At 44.5% G+C, this 22351-nt stretch carries 17 protein-coding genes; 15 read left to right on the plus strand and 2 right to left on the minus strand.

Translation table 11 applies throughout. The features are described 5' to 3' along the window. Window positions 1-108: 108 nt before the first annotated feature. Entirely contained in the window at window positions 109-1431 is a 1323-nt protein-coding gene (locus AB5150_RS12860; protein ID WP_368291991.1) for a sodium-dependent transporter, read from the minus strand. Window positions 1432-1670: 239 nt separating this feature from the next. On the opposite strand from AB5150_RS12860, the gene AB5150_RS12865 reads away from it, so the two are divergent. From AB5150_RS12865 to AB5150_RS12880, 4 genes are all read left to right on the plus strand, one after another. Further along, window positions 1671-2183 carry a DNA-deoxyinosine glycosylase gene (locus AB5150_RS12865; RefSeq protein WP_243440838.1) on the plus strand — a complete coding sequence of 171 codons (513 nt, stop codon included), beginning with the start codon at window positions 1671-1673 and terminating at the stop codon, window positions 2181-2183. A gap of 157 nt (window positions 2184-2340) precedes the next feature. Further along, window positions 2341-3177 carry an undecaprenyl-diphosphate phosphatase gene (locus AB5150_RS12870; RefSeq protein WP_015533460.1) on the plus strand — a complete coding sequence of 279 codons (837 nt, stop codon included), beginning with the start codon at window positions 2341-2343 and terminating at the stop codon, window positions 3175-3177. A gap of 117 nt (window positions 3178-3294) precedes the next feature. After that, window positions 3295-4443 carry a glycosyltransferase gene (locus tag AB5150_RS12875; protein WP_015533459.1) on the plus strand — a complete coding sequence of 383 codons (1149 nt, stop codon included), beginning with the start codon at window positions 3295-3297 and terminating at the stop codon, window positions 4441-4443. 10 nt (window positions 4444-4453) lie between these two features. Further along, window positions 4454-5434 (plus strand): glycosyltransferase family 2 protein, encoded by a 981-nt coding sequence (locus AB5150_RS12880; RefSeq protein ID WP_015533458.1) that lies wholly within the window; start codon window positions 4454-4456, stop codon window positions 5432-5434. Window positions 5435-5497: 63 nt separating this feature from the next. Here the strand turns inward: AB5150_RS12880 and AB5150_RS12885 are convergent, their stop codons facing one another. Then, window positions 5498-6352, minus strand: a complete 855-nt coding sequence (locus AB5150_RS12885; protein WP_015533457.1) for an ROK family protein — start codon at window positions 6350-6352, stop codon at window positions 5498-5500. 492 nt (window positions 6353-6844) lie between these two features. Between AB5150_RS12885 and AB5150_RS12890 the strand changes: the two genes are divergently transcribed. From AB5150_RS12890 to AB5150_RS12940, 11 genes are all read left to right on the plus strand, one after another. Further along, complete coding sequence (locus AB5150_RS12890; RefSeq protein WP_242859165.1) at window positions 6845-8224, plus strand: MATE family efflux transporter; 1380 nt, start codon at window positions 6845-6847, stop codon at window positions 8222-8224. A 166-nt stretch (window positions 8225-8390) separates the two neighbouring features. Further along, window positions 8391-9881 (plus strand): helix-turn-helix transcriptional regulator, encoded by a 1491-nt coding sequence (locus AB5150_RS12895; RefSeq protein WP_055273791.1) that lies wholly within the window; start codon window positions 8391-8393, stop codon window positions 9879-9881. A gap of 225 nt (window positions 9882-10106) precedes the next feature. Next, window positions 10107-12008 carry a hypothetical protein gene (locus AB5150_RS12900; RefSeq protein ID WP_055273789.1) on the plus strand — a complete coding sequence of 634 codons (1902 nt, stop codon included), beginning with the start codon at window positions 10107-10109 and terminating at the stop codon, window positions 12006-12008. Between the two features lie 178 nt (window positions 12009-12186). Then, window positions 12187-13557 (plus strand): glycerate kinase, encoded by a 1371-nt coding sequence (locus tag AB5150_RS12905; protein ID WP_070098468.1) that lies wholly within the window; start codon window positions 12187-12189, stop codon window positions 13555-13557. A 117-nt stretch (window positions 13558-13674) separates the two neighbouring features. Next, entirely contained in the window at window positions 13675-14220 is a 546-nt protein-coding gene (locus AB5150_RS12910; RefSeq protein WP_015533455.1) for a hypothetical protein, read from the plus strand. Then, window positions 14217-15356, plus strand: a complete 1140-nt coding sequence (locus AB5150_RS12915) for an SLC13 family permease (protein ID WP_368291993.1) — start codon at window positions 14217-14219, stop codon at window positions 15354-15356. The genes AB5150_RS12910 and AB5150_RS12915 overlap by 4 nt, the downstream gene beginning before the upstream one ends. 136 nt (window positions 15357-15492) lie before the next feature. Further along, window positions 15493-16047 (plus strand): flavin reductase family protein, encoded by a 555-nt coding sequence (locus tag AB5150_RS12920; protein WP_015533453.1) that lies wholly within the window; start codon window positions 15493-15495, stop codon window positions 16045-16047. A 185-nt stretch (window positions 16048-16232) separates the two neighbouring features. Beyond that, window positions 16233-17258 (plus strand): branched-chain amino acid aminotransferase, encoded by a 1026-nt coding sequence (locus tag AB5150_RS12925; RefSeq protein ID WP_004853734.1) that lies wholly within the window; start codon window positions 16233-16235, stop codon window positions 17256-17258. A 268-nt stretch (window positions 17259-17526) separates the two neighbouring features. Further along, window positions 17527-17733 (plus strand): FeoA domain-containing protein, encoded by a 207-nt coding sequence (locus AB5150_RS12930; RefSeq protein ID WP_015533452.1) that lies wholly within the window; start codon window positions 17527-17529, stop codon window positions 17731-17733. Window positions 17734-18169: 436 nt separating this feature from the next. Next, window positions 18170-20362, plus strand: a complete 2193-nt coding sequence (locus tag AB5150_RS12935; protein ID WP_015533451.1) for an ABC transporter ATP-binding protein — start codon at window positions 18170-18172, stop codon at window positions 20360-20362. A gap of 3 nt (window positions 20363-20365) precedes the next feature. Beyond that, the gene (locus AB5150_RS12940; protein WP_015533450.1) at window positions 20366-22210 is read left to right on the plus strand and encodes an ABC transporter ATP-binding protein; all 1845 of its coding nucleotides are present in this window, start codon (window positions 20366-20368) and stop codon (window positions 22208-22210) included. The last annotated feature ends 141 nt before the right edge of the window (window positions 22211-22351 follow it).

Here is a 22351-nt window from a genome sequence, read left to right on the forward strand (position 1 = left end):
AAAGAGATAATGATACAGTAAGTAAAAAGCAGTCTGCGGACATCGCCAGTGTTATACATGGTGATGATCCGTCAGACTGCTTTTTATTAATTATATTGAAATGTCTGTCTAGCCGATGCCTCCGAGAAGGATACCAAGTATCAATACAAGGAGACATACAGGACAGTAGATGTATTTGCATATAGGCACGAACTTCTCTGTGAACTTCTTTTCCCTTCCGGTGTTGACCTGTGTCTCAACATATTTCTTGCCACATACCCAGAAGAACATGATTCCGGCAAGTCCTGCGCCAAGTGGGCAGATGTAGATGGACAGTACATCCATCCAGTCAGATACGATACCCTGTATACAGATGGATACCACAACTGCTATGACACCGATGATGGCACATGCAGGTTTTCTGCCAACTCCAAGCTTCTCCTGCACCGTTGCGATTGGTGCTTCGTACAGATTGATTAGTGATGACAGTCCCGCCATGAACACAGCCACAAAGAAGAGTATGGCAACAATATAACCGCCAGGCATGGACTTGAACAGGCATGGCAGATAGATGAACAGCAATCCCGGGCCGCCCTGGTTGAGCTGTGCTCCGGCAGTTGCCATGGCAGGTATGATTACCAGTGCGGCAAGCATGGCAGCAATCGTATCGAAAAGTGCAACACGTCCGGCAGCCCCCGGTATATCCTCATCGTCTGGCAGATATGAGCCGTATATCAGAGTTCCGTTTCCCGCAACTGAGAGTGAGAAGAATGCCTGTCCCAGCGCAAATATCCATGTCTTTGGATCTGCAAGTACCTTTGGCTCTATGCGGAAGATGTATTTGTATCCCTCTATAGCTCCCGGCTGGCATGCCGCATATATGGCCAGGATGATGAACAATACGAAGAACGCCGGCATCAGGACCTTGTTGGCCTTCTCAATACCGTTGCCCACGCCGAACATAAGGATGGTGATTCCGATGGCAAGTGCAATGATCTGCCATGCATTGTTGCCAAATGAAGATGCCATTCCGCCGAAGCTTGAAGAAAAGCCGTCTATATCCTCCGGTGACAGTGTGCTTCCGGTGAAAGCTCCGATCATGTATTTCAGTATCCAGCCCATGACGACCGTGTATCCGATGGCCATTGCCAGTGCGCCGAGCACAGGTATGCCGCCCAGCAGTTCACCGAGCTTTCGCTTGCCCTTTTTCTCCATGGCGATTCCAAATGCATCGATTGGACCGGATCTTGTGGCTCGTCCGAAGCTCATCTCTCCGATAACTCCGGTGAATCCGATGAGTACCACAAATATAAAATATGGTATGAGATAGGATCCGCCGCCGTATATGGAGACTCTTGTAGGAAACATCCAGATGTTGCCCATGCCCACGGCAGAGCCGATGCAGGCCAGGATGAAGCCCCATTTGTTGTTAAAAGATTCTCTCTTTTTCATGTATAATTCCTCCCAAATGTGTTCGTTACCGCATTGACGGACCTCCCTCATAGTCCGTAAATTACGTTAACTTAATTAATATACATGAATATCATTTGGAAGTAAATTAAATAATGTGGACATGACTTAAAACATAGCTGCAAAAGCAAGAATTTAATTGAAAAATAACCGGCAGGTGGCGTACAATGTACCAGAAAAATGGAAAAAGTTATTTGAATATTATCTGAGAGGTGAGAAGATTGACAGAGGACAGATATGAACATATAGTACATCCATTTCCCCCACTTTACGATGAGGAATCAAGGATACTCATACTGGGAAGCCTGCCATCGGTGAAGTCCAGGGAGCAGATGTTCTTCTACGGACATCCACAGAACAGATTCTGGAAGGTCATCAGCAGAGTGCTTGGCGAGAAACTTCCGGTGACCATAGATGATAAGAAAGCCATGCTGCATGCACACCACATAGCCCTGTGGGATGCGATCTACAGTTGTGACATCATAGGTTCAAGCGACAGCAGTATAAAGAATGTTACGCCCACGGATCTGTCGAAGATAGTGGAAGCTTCCAAGGTCACAAAAGTGATATGCAACGGCAAGACCTCAGGAAAGTATTACGCAAAATATCAGCAGAAGATACTTGGCATAGAACCTGTTGTACTTCCGTCCACAAGCCCGGCAAATGCTGCGTTTTCGGTGGATAAGTTGGTTGACATCTGGGGCGCTGAGATACCGGATATATGCAAATTATAGACAGAAGATAAACTCATACATAACATTTTCTAAAGCTTTCTGTAGAATGATGTACAACGAGTGAGAATATGTTATCATAGAGACCGCAGCCGGATGGAGTCAGATATCCGCTGTGAATATAGAATATTCATAATGAAGTTAAAAGGAGAGAGAAGAGATGGCATTAAGTTTTATCGAGATACTTAAGGTAGTATTCCTTGGTATCGTGGAGGGAGTCACAGAGTGGCTCCCGATCAGTAGCACAGGACATATGCTTCTTGTGGATGAATTTATCTCACTGAATGCGAGCACTGATTTCAAGGAAATGTTTTTCGTGGTGATACAGCTTGGAGCGATACTTGCTGTCGTGACCATATTCTGGAATAAGATGTGGCCTTTCCAGCTCAAAGACAAGACACAGCCTGTCATGAAGAAAGATACCTGGAGTATGTGGTTCAAGACAGTTGTTGCATGTATACCTGGAGCGATAGTTACGATACTGTTTGATAATTACATAGAGGCGCATTTGCACACAGCGGTTGTCATAGCGATTGCCCTTATTTTCTATGGAATAGCATTTATTGTGATTGAGAACTGGAACAAGACCAGAACACCGAAGGTTGAGACGCTGAACGACATAACATACAAGACAGCATTTCTTATAGGTATGTTTCAGGTGCTCTCCATCATACCGGGTACATCCCGTTCAGGTGCCACCATCATAGGCGCTCTGCTCATCGGTGTATCAAGAGTGGCAGCAGCGGAGTTCACATTCTTCCTTGCGGTTCCGGTTATGTTCGGACTCAGTGCTCTGAAGATGATCAAATTCGGACTGTCATTTACAAGTGCTGAGTTCGCTATACTTATTATAGGTTGTGTCGTTGCATACCTTGTATCCATTGTTGTCATCAAGTTCCTGATGAGCTACATCAAGAAGCATGACTTCAAGATATTTGGCTGGTACAGGATCGTGCTCGGAGTTATAGTTCTTGCATATTTTGCCTTATTTGCATAGCTTATAAATAAATAAAATCAAAAATTGCATAATATATATAGTATGTGCTATAATGCCCATGAATTGTGCATTATAGCACATATTAACATTGTGATAAAATTTTATGGGAGAAGAAAGATGGCAAAGGTTTCAATCATCATTCCAACATATAACGTAGAGATGTATCTGGTGGAGTGTATGGATAGTGTTGTAAATCAGACATTGAAGGATATCGAGATCATATGTATCAATGACGGATCTACAGATAGTTCACTTGAAATATTAAAGGGATATGCGGAGAAAGACGACCGTATCATTATTGTTGACAAGGAAAATGGCGGTTATGGAATAGGCATGAATATCGGTCTTGATAAGGCTACAGGTGAGTATATTGGTATAGTTGAGCCTGATGATTTTGTGCCACTTAATATGTATGAGGAACTGTACAACAAGGCGGTTGAGAACGACCTTGACCTTGTAAAGGCAGATTTCTATAGATTTAAGCGCAACGATGACAATGGCAACATGACTTTGGTGTACAACCACTTGTCACCGAATGCAGAGGATTATAATGTTGTGTTCAATCCAAGCGAGACACCAAGTGCGATCCGTTTCATTATGAACACATGGAGTGGAATCTACAAGAGAAGCTTCATAGAGGAGTATCATATCAGACACAACGAGACTCCGGGAGCATCATTCCAGGACAATGGTTTCTGGTTCCAGACATTTATATATGCCAAGAGAGCTATGATAGTGAACAAGCCATATTATATGAACCGCAGAGATAACCCGAATTCATCTGTTCACAGCAGAGAGAAGGTATACTGTGTCAATGTTGAGTATGATCACATCAGAGATATACTTGTAAAGGATCCTGAGATCTGGGAGCGTTTCAGAGGCGTATACTGGCTCAAGAAATACCACAATTACAACGAGACGATCAGGAGAATCGGACCTGAATTCAAGAAGGATTATATAAGAAGATACAGCTCCGAGTTCAAGAGAGCAATGGAGATGCAGGAGATTGATCAGACTATATTTACAAAGCTTGAGTGGGCGAACATCCAGTTTATCATCAAGTCCCCTGACGATTACTATTATACAAGGATCGCATGTACAGATCGTGAGCGCAAGCTTGAGAGAGAAGTCAAGAGACTCCGTGGTCTGGTTCATCAGACCCGTGCAGATCTGGACAGAGTGAAGAAGACACCTACATTCAGGATCGGTGCGGTCATTATGTTCATACCTAGAAAGATCAAGAGTTTATTTAGTCGAAACAAATAGAGGTAAAGCTATGGGTACAAAGGTATCAGTTATTCTTCCTGTTTACAATGTGTCTGATTATCTGCGCCAGTGCATGGACAGCATAGTGGGTCAGACACTTAAGGATATAGAGATCATTTGCGTGGATGATGGCTCCACAGATGATTCTCTGGCGATATTGAAGGAATATGAGGCGAAGGATCAGCGTGTAAAGGTTATACAGCAGGCAAATGCCGGAGCCGGGGCAGCGAGAAACAAAGGTCTTGAGATCGCGACCGGAGAGTATCTTTCATTTCTGGATTCCGATGATTTCTTTGAGCCGGACATGCTGGAAAAGGCATGGAGCAAGGCTCACGAGACCAGAGCTCAGGTAGTTGTGTTCAGATCAGATCAGTACAGAGAGGATCTTCAGGAATTTGTTCAGGTCAGATGGACACTTCACGAGAAGGAGCTTCCACCGTACAGACCAATGTATTTTCGTAATTTCACGGGCAATATATTCAAGGTATTTGTGGGATGGGCTTGGGATAAGCTCTTCAGCAGGGAATATGTTGAGGAGAACCATTTCCGATTCCAGCAGCTCAGAACTTCGAATGATATGCTGTTCGTATTTTCAGCGATAGCATTTGCAACAAATATAGAGATAGTGGACGAGGTGCTTGCACACCAGAGAAGAAACAATCCAAAGTCATTGTCCAATACCAGAGAGAAGTCATGGCAGTGCTTCCACGAGGCTCTTGTGGCACTCAAGGCGGCGCTTGAAGCCCACGGCAATTTCTGGGAGTATGAGCAGGATTACATCAACTATGCACTGCATTTCAGTCTGTGGCATCTGGAGACCATCACAGGACCAAAGAAGGAGGTTCTGTTCAACAAACTTAAGGAAGAGTGGTTCGAGGAGTTTGGTATCAAGAGTCTTTCAGAGGAGTGCTTCTACAACAAGACCGAGTATGGCAAGTACAAGGTTATCATGGATAAGACCTTTGAGGAGTACGAGAAGGCAACAGCATAGAAAAGAAAAAACAGTTTCACCAGTCGATCGGTGAAACTGTTTTTTTGTGGACAAATGTGTGTATCAGAACAGGTTCATAGCACCTATGATGCCCTGATTTCCCTCGAGCCCTGCGGGAACAATGTATGTGTCGGTGTCCTTGACCTGTGGCATGTCGATGTAACCCGACAGCAGTTCAGTGTAGTAATTGCGGATCATAGGGAACAGGAATTTGTTGTCCATGACTCCGCCGCCAAGGACGATCCTCTCAACTGAGTAGCACATGGTGTAGTTGACCAGTGCCTCAGCTATATAAAATGCTTCAAGATCCCATACCGGTGAGTCGGCTGGGATGTCTTTGCCTTTCATTCCGGTTCTGCGCTCAAGCATAGGGCCGGATGCAAGACCCTCTACACAGCTCTGGTGGAATCGGCAGGTACATGGTATATCATCGCCGGTTCGTCTAGGGATGAGGATGTGGCCTGTCTCCGGGTGTTCCATGCCGTGAATGAGTCTGCCATCGGATATTATACCGCCGCCGATGCCGGTTCCAACAGTGAGGTACATTCCCGAGTTGAGTCCTTTCAGTGCTCCATACAGGTATTCACCCCAGGCTGCTGCGTTTACGTCTGTGTCCACCACAACCAGGCAGCCAAGCGCATCCGTAAATGCTTTGTAAAGGCTGAATCCCTCCCAAGCTTTCTTGGGACTCCTCATGATGGAGCCGTAGGTAGGGGAATTAGGATTGATGTCGGCCGGGCCAAATGTACCGATTCCGAGAGCGGATATGTCATATTTCTTAAAGTAATCTATCATGGCAGGCACGGACTGGTCAGGTGTGCCCGTCGGTATGGATATTCTGTCTATTATATTCTTGTCTGCATCGCCTATGGCACAAACCATCTTGGTGCCACCGGCTTCAAGTGCGCCGTAGTACATATTTCCTCCTTGGTGCCATGTTTATATGGCAGAAATTTTTCAAAATTATATACATTATATATGCCGTGTCACTTATCTTCAAGCCCGGATTTGCGTCGGTACTTGTGGAATATAAAAGAAACTTGGTGTACGCTTTTTTGGACACTTGACAAGATAAGATAGAGCCATATTAAGGAGCTTGATAGAGGCTTGAAGCTTGGAAGATAAAGTGTACAGGAGGCGTGGTCATGATAAAAGGATATTTTGTTTCGGAAGGGTATATGGGATATGTGGACGGAGAGTACCAGCTTTTCGCTGATGAAAGAGATTATGTTGAGTATATAGAAGATTAGCCATTTAGCTTCTTGACCTTAGCATAACTTATGTTATTATGAGGCATATGGGTTAATACACAGGGATTACAATACGGATGGTGCTGCTATGAAAATCTGCAAGGTGATTCATGAGTTTGTATATCATGGATAATCTAAATATATACAAGGAGCAAACATAGTGGAAAAGGTATTGAACAAAAAAGAATATGTTATGGATATGACAGAGGGAAGCAGTATGAAACTGATCATGAAGTTCTCAGTTCCGCTACTTATAGGCAATCTATTTCAGCAGGTATACAGCCTGGTTGATTCGATAGTGGTTGGTCGTCATCTAGGGGCAAATGCGCTTGGCGGTGTGGGATCAGTTGGAATGATCAGTTTCCTGTTTTTTTCTTTGTGCAATGGAATGGCATCTGGAATAGGTGTTGTCATATCAAGATATTTTGGAGCGAAGAAAGAAGAGCAGGTAAAAAAAGCCATAGCAAATGCATTGTTTGTCATATTGGCGGTTGGCGCACTCATGAGTATACTGGGATATTGTTTTGCGGGGCCTATTATAAGGCTAATGAAGACCCCTGCAGAGACATTTGACTACGCATATACATACATGAGGATCACCTGTGGATTTACGATAGCGGTGGCTATTTATAACGGAATTTCTGCTGTGCTAAGGGCACTTGGGGATTCAAAGACCCCACTTATATTTCTCATGATTGCTTCTGCCATAAATGTTGTGCTTGATATAGTGTTTGTCATATACATGGATATGGGCGTTGCCGGTGCCGCATATGCAACGGTTCTCAGTCAGATCCTGTCTGGCGTTGGCTCTATATGTTATGCGGTGAAAACCAATCCCTATTTCAGACTGAAGAGAGGCCATTTCAAGTTTGACAGAGATATAATGAAGGAAGATTTCAGTATCGGTATACCAATGGCGGTTCAGACTTCCATGATATCAATATCCTGCTCAATACTGCAGACCCTTATAAATGGATATGGTCCGGAGGTCATGGCTGCATATACTGCAACAGGAAAGGTTGAGGGAATCATATTCCAGCCGTTTAGTTCTCTGGGACTTGCATTGTCTACATTTGCAGGACAGAACTGTGGCGCACGCAAGTACGAAAGGGTGCGCAGAGCGGTATGGCAGACAGAGCTCATCACGCTGGCTCTTGGCGCAGCAATGTTCTGTCTGGTAGCAGTTTTCAGGGAAAATGTTGTGGGATTTTTCGTGACGGAGGAGAATGTCATAAGGCTTGGCGCGAAGGGACTTGTGATATCCGGAAGTATGTATATTGCACTTGGAACGATATATACCATGAGAGGCGCATTAAATGGAATGGGGGATGTGGTGTTCTCCATGCTGAATGGTGCTCTTGAGGTGGGAGGAAGGATAGTATTTGCGCTGATACTGATGTATGTGTTAAAGATGGGATTCTGGGGAGTGTGGTATACGAATATATTTACATGGATTGTGATAGCACTCACCGCATCTGTGAGATTTTCTGTGTATATAAGAAAGTGTCAGAGAGAAGATGAAGGTACGGAAAATGCATAGATAATAATTAATATAGCAAGGACGCCTTTTGGGGGGCGTCCTTCTTCGATTCAATCACATTGATACTCCAAGGGATATAGGTGTTATGAATTAGCATACTTTATATTTTGACAAAAATTCAGCGCTGTATTATCTTTAATACAGAATAAACAGGAGATGACCATATATGTCAGGGGAAAAATCAGTGGATGTTGAAAAAATAAATAATAATGAAAAAGGCTTTGAACCGGCGCATATCAGAAGTGTGATCTCGCTGGCTCTGTTCAGCTTTGTATTTCTGGGTATGGAATTCTTCTTCGACAGCGGGGCTGCGGAGTTTGTGGATGCCAGAAGTGTTCTGTTGTATCAGAGCGTGATACTGCTGGCCAGTGCGGTGGGACTATTCATATATGCACTGATTGAGAGATATGTCGGCAGCAAAATCAAACAGATAATAATTATTACTTTGAATATAGTGGAGGTTGCCGCGCTCGCAGCGATAATACTGTGTTCCGGCAAATTGATACTGTTATATGGAATTATATTCTTTATTGTGTGTGGTGTTATGGGAGGACGCGTGTATCACGATGTGAGCCGCGATTATACGGATAGAAAGCATCTTACGGTAATTGTGGGAATTTCATATGCACTTGGACTGCTTCTGCAGTATATCAATTATAATCTTATAGACAGTGTGATCCTGCGTATGGTTATGTTCTCGCTGGCCATAGTGGCACTTGCAGTGATACTTTTTCTGGCCAGAGATGAATACGCAGAAGCGGAAGTGGACACATACATGGTAGATGAGCGGAACAAAACGGATTGCAAAGAAAAATGTGACAAAACAACTCCTGATAGCGGATCGGTGGCTGTGGCGCTTGTGATGGTTGTTCTTCTTATGACGTTTATATTTTCCGCACTGGATAATGTTGTGACCGTTGTCCACGCTGAGGGCGGGGCAGATGTGGGGCAATGGCCAAGGTTGTTTCTCGCATTAAGCGGAGTTGCAGCAGGCTTCTTGTTTGATATAAAAGATCAGCGTTTTATGAATCAGATGATGTACTGCGTTACAGTGTTGTCCGTTATAGCCATGCTTATCATAGAGTTTGGAGGGGCATTTATCATAGGTCTGATTGTATTCTATCTTGCAGCCGGATTCTTCGTAGTGTATTTCACGACAGGATTCATAAATGTATCCTATGGAATGCGTTGGTCAGCGCTTTGGTCTGGTGCCGGAAGGGCAGTCAACAACATTGGTGCGGGTATTGTGGGAATAATATCATATATGCTGATAGATTCCCCCGGAATCATGGTTATGAGTGTAGTGGTCATATTGTTGCTCGTACTTATAAGCATTGCGGTATTTGTGCTTGAAAATCTACAGAAGGAACAATATAGACGATATGATGAAGAAAAAGTGACGAAATCGGCGGAGAATTCTAACGCAAGAGTTGAGGTTGATTTTGAATGCTTTGCAGATGCTCATCACCTCACGGGGCGTGAGCGGGAGGTGTTGCAGAAGCTGCTTGTATCTGATGGCAGTGTACAGGATATAGCGGATGAGCTGTACATATCAAGGGCATCCCTATATAGGCATATATCTTCCATGAATGAGAAGACTGGAACGAAGACAAGAGTAGGCCTTATTCAGTATTATTATGGATGGCATGAGGAATGATGATTGCGTGAGAGTTGATTGCTATGGAAGTATAAGTGTGCCAGATTGAAAATGCACATATGGATTAGATAAAAGTGATAAATGAATGTAAAATTGAATATATAGCACATATTGAGACATATGTAACGTTATGAAAACGACAGCAGATGACTATAATCTATGACATAAAACAACAGGTGAGTTACTTACCTGTAGACGAAGAATATCATAGAAGGGGGAATGACTATGAAGCATTTCAGGAGATTGACATTTCTGCTGTCGTTTATTTTTATTCTGACGGTAGGCGGTGTCGCGGCGATGGCCGCAAACAATGGCCCGTGTGAGGATGAGGAGTGGAGCTTTGCATATGTTGAGTTCTACAATCCGGATAATAACGAAGCGATATATGTGTACAGCTTCAGGACTCCGCAGGCAGGAACAACTACCAGTGCCAAAGGTGCGGTGTATGACAAGAGTACGAACACTTTGACACTCACCAATTGTAATTTGCCGGATTACAGGGTCGTTACCAATATGATGGGCGATGATTTTAAGATCAAGCTCGTGGGAACGAGTCATGTAAGTGCATTGTATGCATGGGGAGATGGATATGGCGGTTCTGTGGAAATCGTTGGTGACGGTAAATTGTATGTCAACGAGAAGCAGAAGTCAACTGACGCAATAGTTTTACAGCCGGAGGGAACAAGATCATACTTCAAGATAAGCGGAAATGCTGAGGTACACGCATTTGCGGGAAAGACGGACGGCAACCTTGTTCTGGCCATGAACACAACGGTTGCAGATTGTTTTGCTGTAAATGGTTTGACCGGTCTTCAGAAGACACAGGCAACCAGAATGAACTATGAGCAGATACAGAGCATAGAGATTGATCTGAGCGGTGAAGGTGACATTTGTCAGGTGTACAAAAAAGCTGATGATAAGAAATTGTATACTGTGACGGAGGGGGTGCGTACCGAGTATAATCCAGATGGAACGATAAAGGCAGAGAATGTGCGTATATATACAGAGTATGAGCTCATGCCTATACCAGGAAACGATGGAAAGTATTATATGCATGAGCTGAAGACTACAGAGGGTACATTCAACGCTGAGGAGTGTGGATACACCGATACACAAGAATCTGTTGCCGGATATTCTTTCAGATCCTCTTCACCTGCATATGTGTACATTGAGGAGAAGACGGGCGATAAGTGTGTATTTTTATATAATTCAATAGATAATAACTACAAAGATTATGCATATTTCAAATATGACATAGCAGGTGTACTTGGCGATGTGACAGACAAGTATGGAAATGTGTCATCATATTGTATGGTGGAGAAGTCAGAAGACAATGTTTCATTTACAAGAGACCTGTATTACAGCAATGAGTATATGTTGTCACAGGGTTACAAGGTATCCGGTGAGCTTGAATATATACAGAACACTTACGTGGTGTATAGTAATGCCGCGTCTGGCGTCCTCACAGCAAAGACGACCGTATGTAAGCACGCCACAAAGGTGAACACTGTGACAACAAAAGCAACAATGTCGAAGGCTGGCGTCATCACCACAACGTGTAAGTCATGCGGCAAAAAGCTTTCGACATCCAGAATATCCAAGGTGTCTACAATTAAGCTTAATACGGCTTCGTATGTATATAATGGAAAGGTCAGAACACCGGCGGTTACAGTAAAAGATGCCGCTGGGAATATTCTGACAAAGAATAAGGATTACAAGGCCACCTACAGTGCGGGGAGAAAAAATGTAGGAAAATATTCGGTCAAGGTCACATTGTGCGGAAATAAATATAAGGATTCGAAGACAATGTATTTCACCATCAATCCGAAGGGAACCACCATTGCTGCGACTGCGTCCGGCAAGTGCCGCATGACAGTCAGATGGAACAAGCAGATGACACAGACAACGGGTTACCAGTTACAGTATTGTGCAAATAAGAATTTCAGAAGTGGCACAAAGGTAAAGACTGTAAGCAAGAACAAGACGATCAGAACAAGTGTAAAGAAGCTTGCGAGTAGAAAGACATACTATGTACGTGTGAGAACCTACAAGACAGTAAAGATAAATGGAAAGTCAGTGACATTTTACTCTGCGTGGAGCAAGGCGAAATCTGTTAAAGTAAAATAGCTTAATTACATCATTTTGAACAACGGGGCGTATACAGAACATAACAACAGTTTTGTATACGCCCCACTTTTGGTGTGCAAAACAGGCAGATGGTATTATAATATACAAAGGCGATGTGAAGCTTCAGCCATGTACAAAGATGGATGACTGGTGCTTCAGTATACAGACAGGAGTTATTATGAAGAAGATACTTGTGGCGGTTGACTCTTTCAAGGGAAGCATGACGAGTCTTGAAGCGGGGAATGCCATAAAAAAAGGAATAAAGTCAATATTGCCGGATACAGAGGTCAGGGTACGTCCTGTGGCTGATGGCGGAGAGGGCACTACTGATGCTCTTATATATGGAAGAGATGGTGTCAGCAGAGAGCGATGTTATGTGACCGGACCGCTTGGTGATAGGATCACTGCGGAATATACAATATATAATGCCGCAGACGGGCGAACTGCTGTCATGGAGATGGCAGCGGCGGCGGGGCTTCCACTTGTTCCGGAGAACCGGAGAGATCCGATGCATACGACTACATATGGTGTCGGTGAGATGATAAATGATGCCGTTTCAAAGGGATGTGAGCGTTTTATCATCGGGATAGGTGGTAGTGCAACGAATGACGGCGGGATAGGAATGCTTCAGGCTCTTGGATTTTACTGTCTTGATGCGGATGGGAAAGATGTGCCATATGGAGCGGCGGGACTTGGCGTCCTGGAGCGTATGATCAGACCTGATGGTATGTTTGGTATTGACAATAAATCTGGCCAGAAAGAAGCTGAAGTTTCTCGTGTGACAGGTGATGGCGAAGTGGAATTTGTATCAAAGTTAATGCACTGTTCATTCCGTATCGCCTGTGATGTGACGAATCCACTTGTAGGTGAGCTCGGATGCAGCCGGGTATTTGCACCACAGAAGGGGGCAAATGCGGAGACTGTTGAGCTCATGGAAGAATACATGAAGCATTATGCTGATATTGTAGAAGAATCGGTAGAAGGTTTGAGCAAATCGGCACAGCTTATTGACTGTGGATATGAAAAAACTGACGTAGATACAGAGCCTGTAGGTGAAAATGAAACAGGAAAATTCGACAGGTATACACTAGGCGCCGGCGCTGCGGGTGGTCTCGGATATGCATTTCTCATGTTCCTCGGCGGAAAACTAACGCCAGGAATTGATATAGTTTTGTCTGAGACAGGGCTTGAGGCGGACGTAGAATGGGCGGATACTGTAATAACCGGTGAGGGCAGGATAGATGCCCAGACCATGATGGGCAAGACCCCATTGGGAGTCGCAAAGCTTGCAAAGAAACACGGCAAATATGTGATCGCCATAGGAGGATGTCTTGGGGATGGCGCGGAGAACTGCGTCAAAGAAGGAGTGTTCAATGAGTGCTATGCGGTAAACAATGTGCTTGGGATAGATGACAGTGATCCGGAGCAGGTGAGAACGGCGATGAAGCCTGAAAATGCTGCGGCGAATTTGACGACGTGTGCCGCAAAGATCACAGGACTCAAGGAACAGATGTCGGCACGTGTGTGCAGACCTGCACTGCTTAGATAGATATGGGATTGAATTTGTTTGAAACAGAATCAGAGGCGTGTGAATTTTTTCTGCAAAAAATGAAGAGATATGCAAGGAAATAAATTTACTACTATATAATACGAGGAGAATAAAAAGATGACAAGAGAAGAAGCGTGGGAATTACTCACAGAGTACAACAAGGATGAGTTTCATCTGGAGCATGCACAGATCGTAGAGGGAACCATGAGGTATTTTGCAAGGGAACTTGGTTATGGCGATGAGGAAGAGTTCTGGGGAATAGTCGGACTGCTTCACGATCTGGACTTTGAACAGTATCCTGAGCAGCATTGCATCAAGTCCCAGGAGATCATGAGAGCGCACGGTGTTGACGAGAGGATCATACATGCGACGGCAAGCCATGGCTATGGTATCACGGTTGACATAAAACCAGAACATGAGATGGAGAAGGTTCTCTATGCTGTGGACGAGCTTACAGGACTTATCGGAGCGGTTACACTTATGAGACCATCAAAGAGTGTTCAAGATCTGGAACTCAAGTCAGTTAAGAAGAAATACAAGAGCAAGGGATTTGCTGCGGGATGCTCCAGGGAGGTCATCGAAAGAGGTGCAGATATGCTTGGTTGGTCACTTGATGAATTGATCACCAAGACTATAGAGGCGCTCAGGACATTCAGACCATGATCGGGGGTATAAAGAAAATCGGAGAATTTGTCCGCAAAGAGACAGTGCTCACCGTGGCACTTCTGCTGGCGGTGATATCGGCATTTATCGTGTCTCCGGACAGCGCGTATGTGGACTACATAGATTTCAGGACACTTGCGATACTTTTCTGTCTTATGACAGTGGTCGCGGGATTTTCACAGCAGGGGATGTTTGGCATCATAGCGAAAAGTATGATAAATCGTATGGGTTCGCTCCGGGCGGTGACAATTGTCCTGATATTCATGTGTTTCTTTTTCAGCATGTTTATCACAAATGATGTGTCGCTCATAACATTTGTACCGATGACACTCACGGTCCTTGGTATGGCAGGAGAGGAAGTACTTACCAGATGGATGGTGCCGGTGATAACCCTCCAGACCATAGCTGCGAACCTTGGCAGTATGCTGACACCCATAGGCAATCCGCAGAACCTGTATCTGTACGGACTTGTAGGGATCAGCGCAGGCAGGTTTGTATTGCTTATGCTGCCATATACAGTGGCATCGGCAGCGCTTCTTGTAATATGTGTCATAGTATGCATGAAAGGAAAAAACAGGCAGCTTGAGATCAGACTCTCGGACGGAGATGTACAGGTTGACAGGAAGCTTGTCGGAATTTACTGCATACTTTTTGTGTTGTCATTGCTCACCGTGGCGCGAATCGTCCCATACTGGGTGACATTTGCGGTAGTGCTTGTGGTAGTCCTTATATGCCAGAGAAGATTGCTGCTGAAGGTAGACTATTCGCTGATATTCACATTTGTGGGATTCTTCGTGTTTATCGGAAACATGGGAAGAATAGAAGAATTTAGGACATTTGTGGAGAGTGTTCTTGGCGGGCATGAGATGATCACATCAGTACTTGCAAGTCAGGTCATAAGTAATGTGCCAGCGGCGGTGTTATTGTCGGGATTTACAGATAAATACACAGATCTGATAGTCGGTACCAATCTCGGAGGACTCGGAACTTTGATTGCATCCATGGCAAGTCTGATCTCATTCAAATACGTGGCGATACAGGACAAGGGCGCTAGAGGAAGATATCTGGCATATTTCACATTTGCAAATGTGCTGTTCCTGGCGGTACTAATATGCATTTGGAATATAATAAAATAAACGTGCCTTACGATGAACAATATTCACTGCTGTCGTACATTGTGTAAGACTATTTTAGCCAAAAAATTATTGCCCTTAGATGGCAGTAGTCATAAAATAGAATGGTAAGTTTCTTCAAATTAAGGAGGCAGATAATATGAGTAAGAATCTTGGTGCAAAACCTATGCTGGTGCCACAGCCGGTCATGATGATCGGAACATACGATGCCGATGGCAATGCAAATGTCATGAATGCGGCATGGGGCGGAATAGTCGGAGCAAATGAGATCATATTTGACCTTGGAAGTCATAAGACTACCGAGAATATAAAGCTGAACAAAGCTTTCACAGTTGCCATTGCTGATGCAGAGCATGTGGCAGCCTGTGACTATGTGGGAATCGTGTCGGCAAATGACGAGCCAGACAAGATGAAGAAGGCTGGTTTTACAACCAGAAAGAGCGAGTTTGTAAATGCTCCAGTCATCAACGAGCTTTCACTGACAATGGAGTGCAAGCTCAAGGAGATCATAGACGGGGACAAGTTCCTCGGCGAGATTGTAAATGTTGTTGCAGACGACCGTATCCTGGGCGATGACGGCGAGATCACATATGAAGAGTTCCATCCGATCGTGTTTGACACCATCGGACATGGATATTTTGCACTCGGCGACAGGGTTGGCGATGCTTTCTCAGAGGGTAATAAGTTGAAGTAGGAAAGCTTGTAACTTGGGAAAATCATCAAATTGTACATTGTAACATGAAAAAATTAGCCGTTTTTGGAAGAAAAACCTTAATTTTTCAAGCAAATGTTAAATATACATATGGAAAAAGGCGAAATAATGTGATATAACAGACACATACAAAAAAGCACAAGCTAAAGTGAAAGGAAGATGTAGATATGGATAAGAAGAATATCGATTGGGCAAACCTTGGATTTGGCTATGTTCAGACGGATAAGAGATTTGTAGCAAATTATAAGGATGGAGCATGGGATGAGGGTACACTCACAGAGGATCCTAACGTAGTATTAAACGAGTGCGCAGGTGTTCTTCAGTACGCTCAGACAGTTTTCGAGGGAATGAAGGCTTACAGAACAGAGGATGGTCGTGTTGTATGTTTCCGTCCTGACCTCAACGCAAGCAGAATGGCAGACTCAGCAAGAAGACTTGAGATGCCACCTTTCCCAGAGGATAGATTTGTACAGGCAATAGTAGATACAGTAAAGGCAAATATTGATTATGTACCACCTTACGGATCAGGTGCTACATTATATATCAGACCATATATGTTCGGTTCAAATCCAGTTATAGGTGTTAAGCCGGCAGACGAGTATCAGTTCAGAATCCTCACAACACCAGTTGGTCCTTACTTCAAGGGCGGTGCAAAGCCTATCACAATCAAGGTTTCAGATTTCGATAGAGCAGCACCTCACGGAACAGGACACATCAAGGCTGGTCTTAACTATGCAATGAGCCTTCATGCAATAGTTACAGCACACAAAGAGGGATTCGATGAGAATATGTATCTCGATGCAGCTACAAGAACAAAGGTTGAGGAGACAGGTGGAGCAAACTTCATCTTTGTTACAAAGGACGGCAAGGTAGTTACACCTAAGTCAAACAGTATCCTCCCATCGATCACAAGACGTTCACTGATGGTAGTTGCAAAGGATATCCTTGGACTTGAGGCTGAGGAGAGAGAAGTATACTTCGATGAGGTTAAGGATTTTGCAGAGTGCGGTCTGTGCGGTACAGCAGCAGTTATCTCACCTGTAGGCAAGATCAACGATCACGGCAAGGAGATCTGTTTCCCAAGCGGTATGGAGAAGATGGGACCAGTTATCCAGAAGCTGTATGATACTCTTACAGGAATCCAGATGGGCAGAATCGAAGGCCCAGAGGGATGGCTTAAGGTAATCGAGTAATTCGGTGTGAGATAATAATTATTGAGAACATTATACCCCACAGATGTCTGATGGTAAGTCGGATGTCGGTGGGGTTTTTGTGTATCCAAGTTAGTTCGGTGTAAGAAAGATTAGCCCCATATACTAACAATTAGAATTGACTTGCACCGACCCTGAAGAGTTATAATTGTGTAGACAATAGAAGGAACGAAAGATAAATTGCATATCGGATAGTGCATTGAAACATAATATAATTCATAAAAACAATTATCTTGAAGGGGTGGTTACTATGATGTCATTATCAGATGCAGTAAACGGTTTCTCAGGAGAGGTAGCCTGGAACTGTGCGGACAGATCACTGTTCGGCGCATGCCAGCTTGAGACTGGAGATCAGGTGCAGGTCGTATCGTCTTACTTTGGCAATGTGATAATCAAGGCAAATGGAAAAAGACTAGCGATAACAAGGGACGCGGCGGAGCGGATAAAGCTGGCTTAGATTGAGAGCGGAAGAAACGGAAAAAACGGCAGTTGCTGGAGAACAGCGGCTGCCGGTTTTTTGTCATAAAAATTATTAAATCTTTATAGATATTTAATTGACTGAGAATATATGCAATGATAAACTTTCAAAGATATTCAAATAAAGTAAGAATACGCTTGGAAATGTAAAGGGGAAAACAACGTCAGCTAAAGCATGGCATTTTCTCCGTCAGAAGAAAGCGTAGATATCAGATGAATGTATCCCTGCATAATGTATATTAACGTGTACAACATAACATCACCTGTACAGGACATTTGAGGCCACCGGTCCTTAGTACCGCTGTAGGCCGAAATGAGCGGGAGCGATCCGGTACAGGTGATGTTATGTTGTGCACATAGAAAGACTAGAGGGGGATACATTCATCTGATCAATAATTGTTCAAGGAGGAAATGACATGCAGATATTCAGAAATCTGAAGCCGTATTGGAAGTCGGTCATTATCATAGCCCTGCTTCTCGTTCTGCAGGCATACTGTGATCTGTCACTTCCGGACTACACCTCAAAGCTCATAGATACCGGTATACAGAACTACGGTATAGAGAACTGCAGTCCGAAACAGATCCCGGAGAAAGCCTACAAAGTGATAGACGGATTTATGGATGACGATGAGAAAGCCGTATGGAAGAAATATTATAAAGATGGTTCGGATGGTTATTATTACCTGACAGAAGACGGCGAGAAACACATAGACGAAGTGGATAGTGCCTGTATGAAGGGGCTTATGATGTATTACTATCCATATCAGATGGTGAACTCTGACGAGGACAATGAGATCAAGGCAGGACTTGATAAGATGGGAATCACCCTTGACGAGATGCCGGAGGAGATGTGGGCGCAGATCGGTGAACAGATGAAACCTACGGTTGACGGCATGCTCGATAGCATGGGGGAGGATTATATGGAATCCACAGCCATCGCATGTACAAGGATATGCTATGACAGCTTTGGCTACGATTATAAGGCAGGACAGATGTCATATCTGAAGTGGGCAGCGGTGAAGATGCTTGGAATGTCACTTCTCATGGCAGCAGCTGCGGTTCTCATAGGACTTGTGGCGTCAAGGGTTGCGGCAAGCGTTGCCTGCGGACTCAGAGAGAAGGTGTTCAACAAGGTTATCGCATTTTCGGATGCTGAGATCAACAAGTTCTCAACTGCATCTCTTATAACGAGATCTACAAATGATGTCCAGCAGATACAGATGGTTACAGTTATGATGCTCAGAATGGTTCTATATGCACCGATACTTTCTATTGGAGGAATCGTCAAGGTTGTTGGGAACGGAGCCGGAATGGGCTGGGTAATATTCATCGGTATAGCAGCAGTTGTGATCCTCATGGGAACGCTTATGGTCATTGCCATGCCAAAGTTTAAAGTTATGCAGACACTGGTGGACAGAGTAAACCTTGTGTCAAGAGAGATACTTACAGGTATCCCGGTTATCAGGGCATTTGGCAGAGAGGAACGCGAGGAAGAGAGATTCGATGAGGCAAATAAAGACCTGACGAAGAACACCTTGTTCGTCAACAGAGTCATGACATTTGCAATGCCTATACTCATGTTCATCATGTATGCAATAAGCATACTTATAGAGTGGGTGGCAGCCCACAAGATCGATGCGGGTGTCCTTCAGGTAGGATCAATGACTGCATTTATTACATATACAATGCTTATCATTATGTCATTCCTTATGCTCAGCATGATGTCAGTCATGCTCCCTCGTGCCAGCGTGGCAGCAGACAGAATACAGGAGATCATAGATACGGATGTGACAGTTCAGGATGCAGCCGGAGCAAAGAAGCTTGAAGCACCAAGGGGTGTCGTAAAGTATGACAATGTCGCATTTGCATATCCGGGCGCAGATGAGAATGTACTTGAGAATATCTCATTTGAGGCCAAGCCTGGACAGACTACGGCGATCATAGGAAGTACCGGTTGTGGTAAGAGTACACTGGTTCAGCTCCTCCCGAGATTCTATGATGTTACGGAGGGCTCGATAACAATAGACGGACAGGATATAAGAGACCTCACCATGGAGAGCGTGAGACAGAATATCGGTTTTGTTCCGCAGAAGGGAATTCTGTTCTCAGGAACGATTGCATCCAATATAAGATTCGGCGCGCCGGATGCATCTGATGAAGATGTCAAGCTTGCAGCTGAGATTTCCCAGGCATCCGACTTCATAGAGGAGAAGGAGCATGGTTACGACAGTGCGGTTGCTCAGGGTGGTGGAAATGTGTCCGGCGGTCAGAAACAGCGTCTTGCTATAGCCAGAGCCATAGCGAGAAAGCCGAAGATCCTGATATTTGACGACAGCTTTTCGGCGCTTGATTTCAAGACGGATGTGGCAGTCAGAAAGGCGCTTGGCGAGCACGTAAATGACAGCACGGTATTTATCGTTGCACAGCGTGTAAGCACTATACTCTCAGCAGATCAGATACTTGTGCTTGACGAGGGTACGATAGTCGGCAAGGGAACTCACAAGGAACTCTTGCAGACCTGTGAGGAGTACAGGCAGATAGCCGAGTCGCAGCTTTCTCCATCGGAGATAGCGGCCAGTCTTGGAACTGACTCAGAAAGGCAGGTGTAGGACATGGCAGAACAGAATCAGACAAATAATCAGAGAAGTTTCAAAGGCCCTAGAAGAGGTCACGGTCCTATGATGGGCGGCGAGAAAGCCAAGGACTTCAAGGGAACGATAGGAAAGTTATTTAGATACATAGGCAAGTACAAGGCAGCGGTTGTTGTCGTTGCTATATTTGCAATTGGAAGTACGGTATTCAACGTAGTATGTCCGAAGGTGCTCGGCAAGGCGACAACAGCCCTGTCCGAGGGGATCATGAACAAGATAACAGGCAACGGCGGAATTGATTTCACGTATATCGGTAAGATATTGCTGTTCTGTCTTGGTCTGTATGTGCTGAGTGTGGCATTTAGCTTTGTACAGGGCTTCATCATGACCGGTATCACACAGAAGGTGTGCTACAGGATGAGACGTGAGGTGTCCGAGAAGATCAACAGGATGCCGATGAGCTACTTTGAGAGCAGAACCTATGGCGAGGTACTTTCAAGGATCACAAACGATATAGACACCATGGGAAATGGTCTGAACCAGAGTATCACACAGCTCATCACATCGGTTAGCACAGTCATCGGTGTAATAGTGATGATGCTCACGATCAGCCCGCTTATGACACTTATATCAGTGCTGATACTTCCGATAAGTATCATGCTCATGATGTTTGTCATCAAGAAATCCCAGAGATTCTTCAAGCAGCAGCAGGAATACGTGGGACACATAAATGGTCAGGTTGAAGAGGTGTATGGCGGACACAATGTCATAAAAGCGTTCAATAAGGAGAACGACGTTAGAAGAGAGTTCCATGAGACAAATGAGACTCTGTACAAGTCAGCATGGAAGTCACAGTTCTTCTCAGGACTGATGCAGCCTATTATGATGTTTGTCGGTAATCTGGGCTATGTGGCAGTTGCCATATCAGGTGCGGCTCTGGCGATCAGAGGAACTATCCAGATAGGTGATATCCAGGCATTTATACAGTACGTGAAGAACCTCACACAGCCAGTTCAGCAGGTTGCCCAGGTCACAAATATGATGCAGCAGATGGCAGCAGCCGCTGAGCGAGTATTTGAACTTCTTGAAGAGAAAGAAGAGGAGCAGATAGTAGAGAATCCTGTATCCACAGAGGGAATCAAGGGTGAAGTTACATTTGAACATGTAAAGTTTGGCTACAATCCGGATCAGATCATCATCAAGGATTTCTCAGCCCATGTAAAACCGGGACAGCAGGTAGCCATAGTCGGACCTACCGGAGCGGGCAAGACCACCATGGTCAAGCTGCTCATGAGATTCTACGACGTGAATGGCGGTGCTATACTTCTGGACGGACACAATATTAAGGACTTCAACAGGCGTGAACTCAGGGATGTATTTGGCATGGTGCTTCAGGATACATGGCTGTTCAAGGGCACTATCATGGAGAATATCAGATATGGAAGATTGGACGCTACGGATGAGGAAGTTATCGCAGCGGCAAAGGCAGCTCATGCACATAGATTTATCTCGGCACTTCCGGGTGGATACAACATGGAGCTCAATGAGGAGATAACAAATATCTCCCAGGGACAGAAACAGCTCTTAACTATCGCAAGAGCAATTCTTGCTGACAATCCGGTCCTGATCCTCGATGAGGCTACATCGTCAGTCGATACGAGAACAGAACACAGGATTCAGAGAGCCATGGACAATCTGATGAAGGGCAGGACAAGCTTTGTCATAGCCCACAGACTGTCAACCATCAAGAATGCAGACATAATCCTTGTTATGAAGGACGGTGACATCATAGAGCAAGGTAACCATGACGAGCTCATGGCGCAGAATGGATTCTATGCGGATCTGTATAACTCGCAGTGGAGTTAAAAGAGATATATTTAGATGCTTTTTAATAAACAGTGTATCAAACATAAAAACGGCGGTGAGCAGGTGATATGTACCCTCTTTACTGGACAACCAGTAAGGAGGGTATTTTTATGCGTTATAGTTATGAGTTTAAAATGATGT

It is taken from the genome of Coprococcus sp. RTP21281st1_F1_RTP21281_210402, assembly GCF_040915325.1.
In the GTDB taxonomy this organism is placed as follows: Bacteria; Bacillota; Clostridia; order Lachnospirales; family Lachnospiraceae; genus Coprococcus; species Coprococcus aceti.

Bases quoted from the DNA above. Each gene is read 5' to 3' on its own strand.
- AB5150_RS12860 (WP_368291991.1), bottom strand. From the start codon at position 1,431: ATGAAAAAGAGAGAATCTTTTAACAACAAATGGGGCTTCATCCTGGCC.
- AB5150_RS12870 (WP_015533460.1), top strand. From the start codon at position 2,341: ATGGCATTAAGTTTTATCGAGATACTTAAGGTAGTATTCCTTGGTATC.
- AB5150_RS12875 (WP_015533459.1), top strand. From the start codon at position 3,295: ATGGCAAAGGTTTCAATCATCATTCCAACATATAACGTAGAGATGTAT.
- AB5150_RS12880 (WP_015533458.1), top strand. From the start codon at position 4,454: ATGGGTACAAAGGTATCAGTTATTCTTCCTGTTTACAATGTGTCTGAT.
- AB5150_RS12885 (WP_015533457.1), bottom strand. From the start codon at position 6,352: ATGTACTACGGCGCACTTGAAGCCGGTGGCACCAAGATGGTTTGTGCC.
- AB5150_RS12895 (WP_055273791.1), top strand. From the start codon at position 8,391: ATGTCAGGGGAAAAATCAGTGGATGTTGAAAAAATAAATAATAATGAA.
- AB5150_RS12900 (WP_055273789.1), top strand. From the start codon at position 10,107: ATGAAGCATTTCAGGAGATTGACATTTCTGCTGTCGTTTATTTTTATT.
- AB5150_RS12905 (WP_070098468.1), top strand. From the start codon at position 12,187: ATGAAGAAGATACTTGTGGCGGTTGACTCTTTCAAGGGAAGCATGACG.
- AB5150_RS12910 (WP_015533455.1), top strand. From the start codon at position 13,675: ATGACAAGAGAAGAAGCGTGGGAATTACTCACAGAGTACAACAAGGAT.
- AB5150_RS12915 (WP_368291993.1), top strand. From the start codon at position 14,217: ATGATCGGGGGTATAAAGAAAATCGGAGAATTTGTCCGCAAAGAGACA.
- AB5150_RS12920 (WP_015533453.1), top strand. From the start codon at position 15,493: ATGAGTAAGAATCTTGGTGCAAAACCTATGCTGGTGCCACAGCCGGTC.
- AB5150_RS12925 (WP_004853734.1), top strand. From the start codon at position 16,233: ATGGATAAGAAGAATATCGATTGGGCAAACCTTGGATTTGGCTATGTT.
- AB5150_RS12930 (WP_015533452.1), top strand. From the start codon at position 17,527: ATGATGTCATTATCAGATGCAGTAAACGGTTTCTCAGGAGAGGTAGCC.
- AB5150_RS12935 (WP_015533451.1), top strand. From the start codon at position 18,170: ATGCAGATATTCAGAAATCTGAAGCCGTATTGGAAGTCGGTCATTATC.
- AB5150_RS12940 (WP_015533450.1), top strand. From the start codon at position 20,366: ATGGCAGAACAGAATCAGACAAATAATCAGAGAAGTTTCAAAGGCCCT.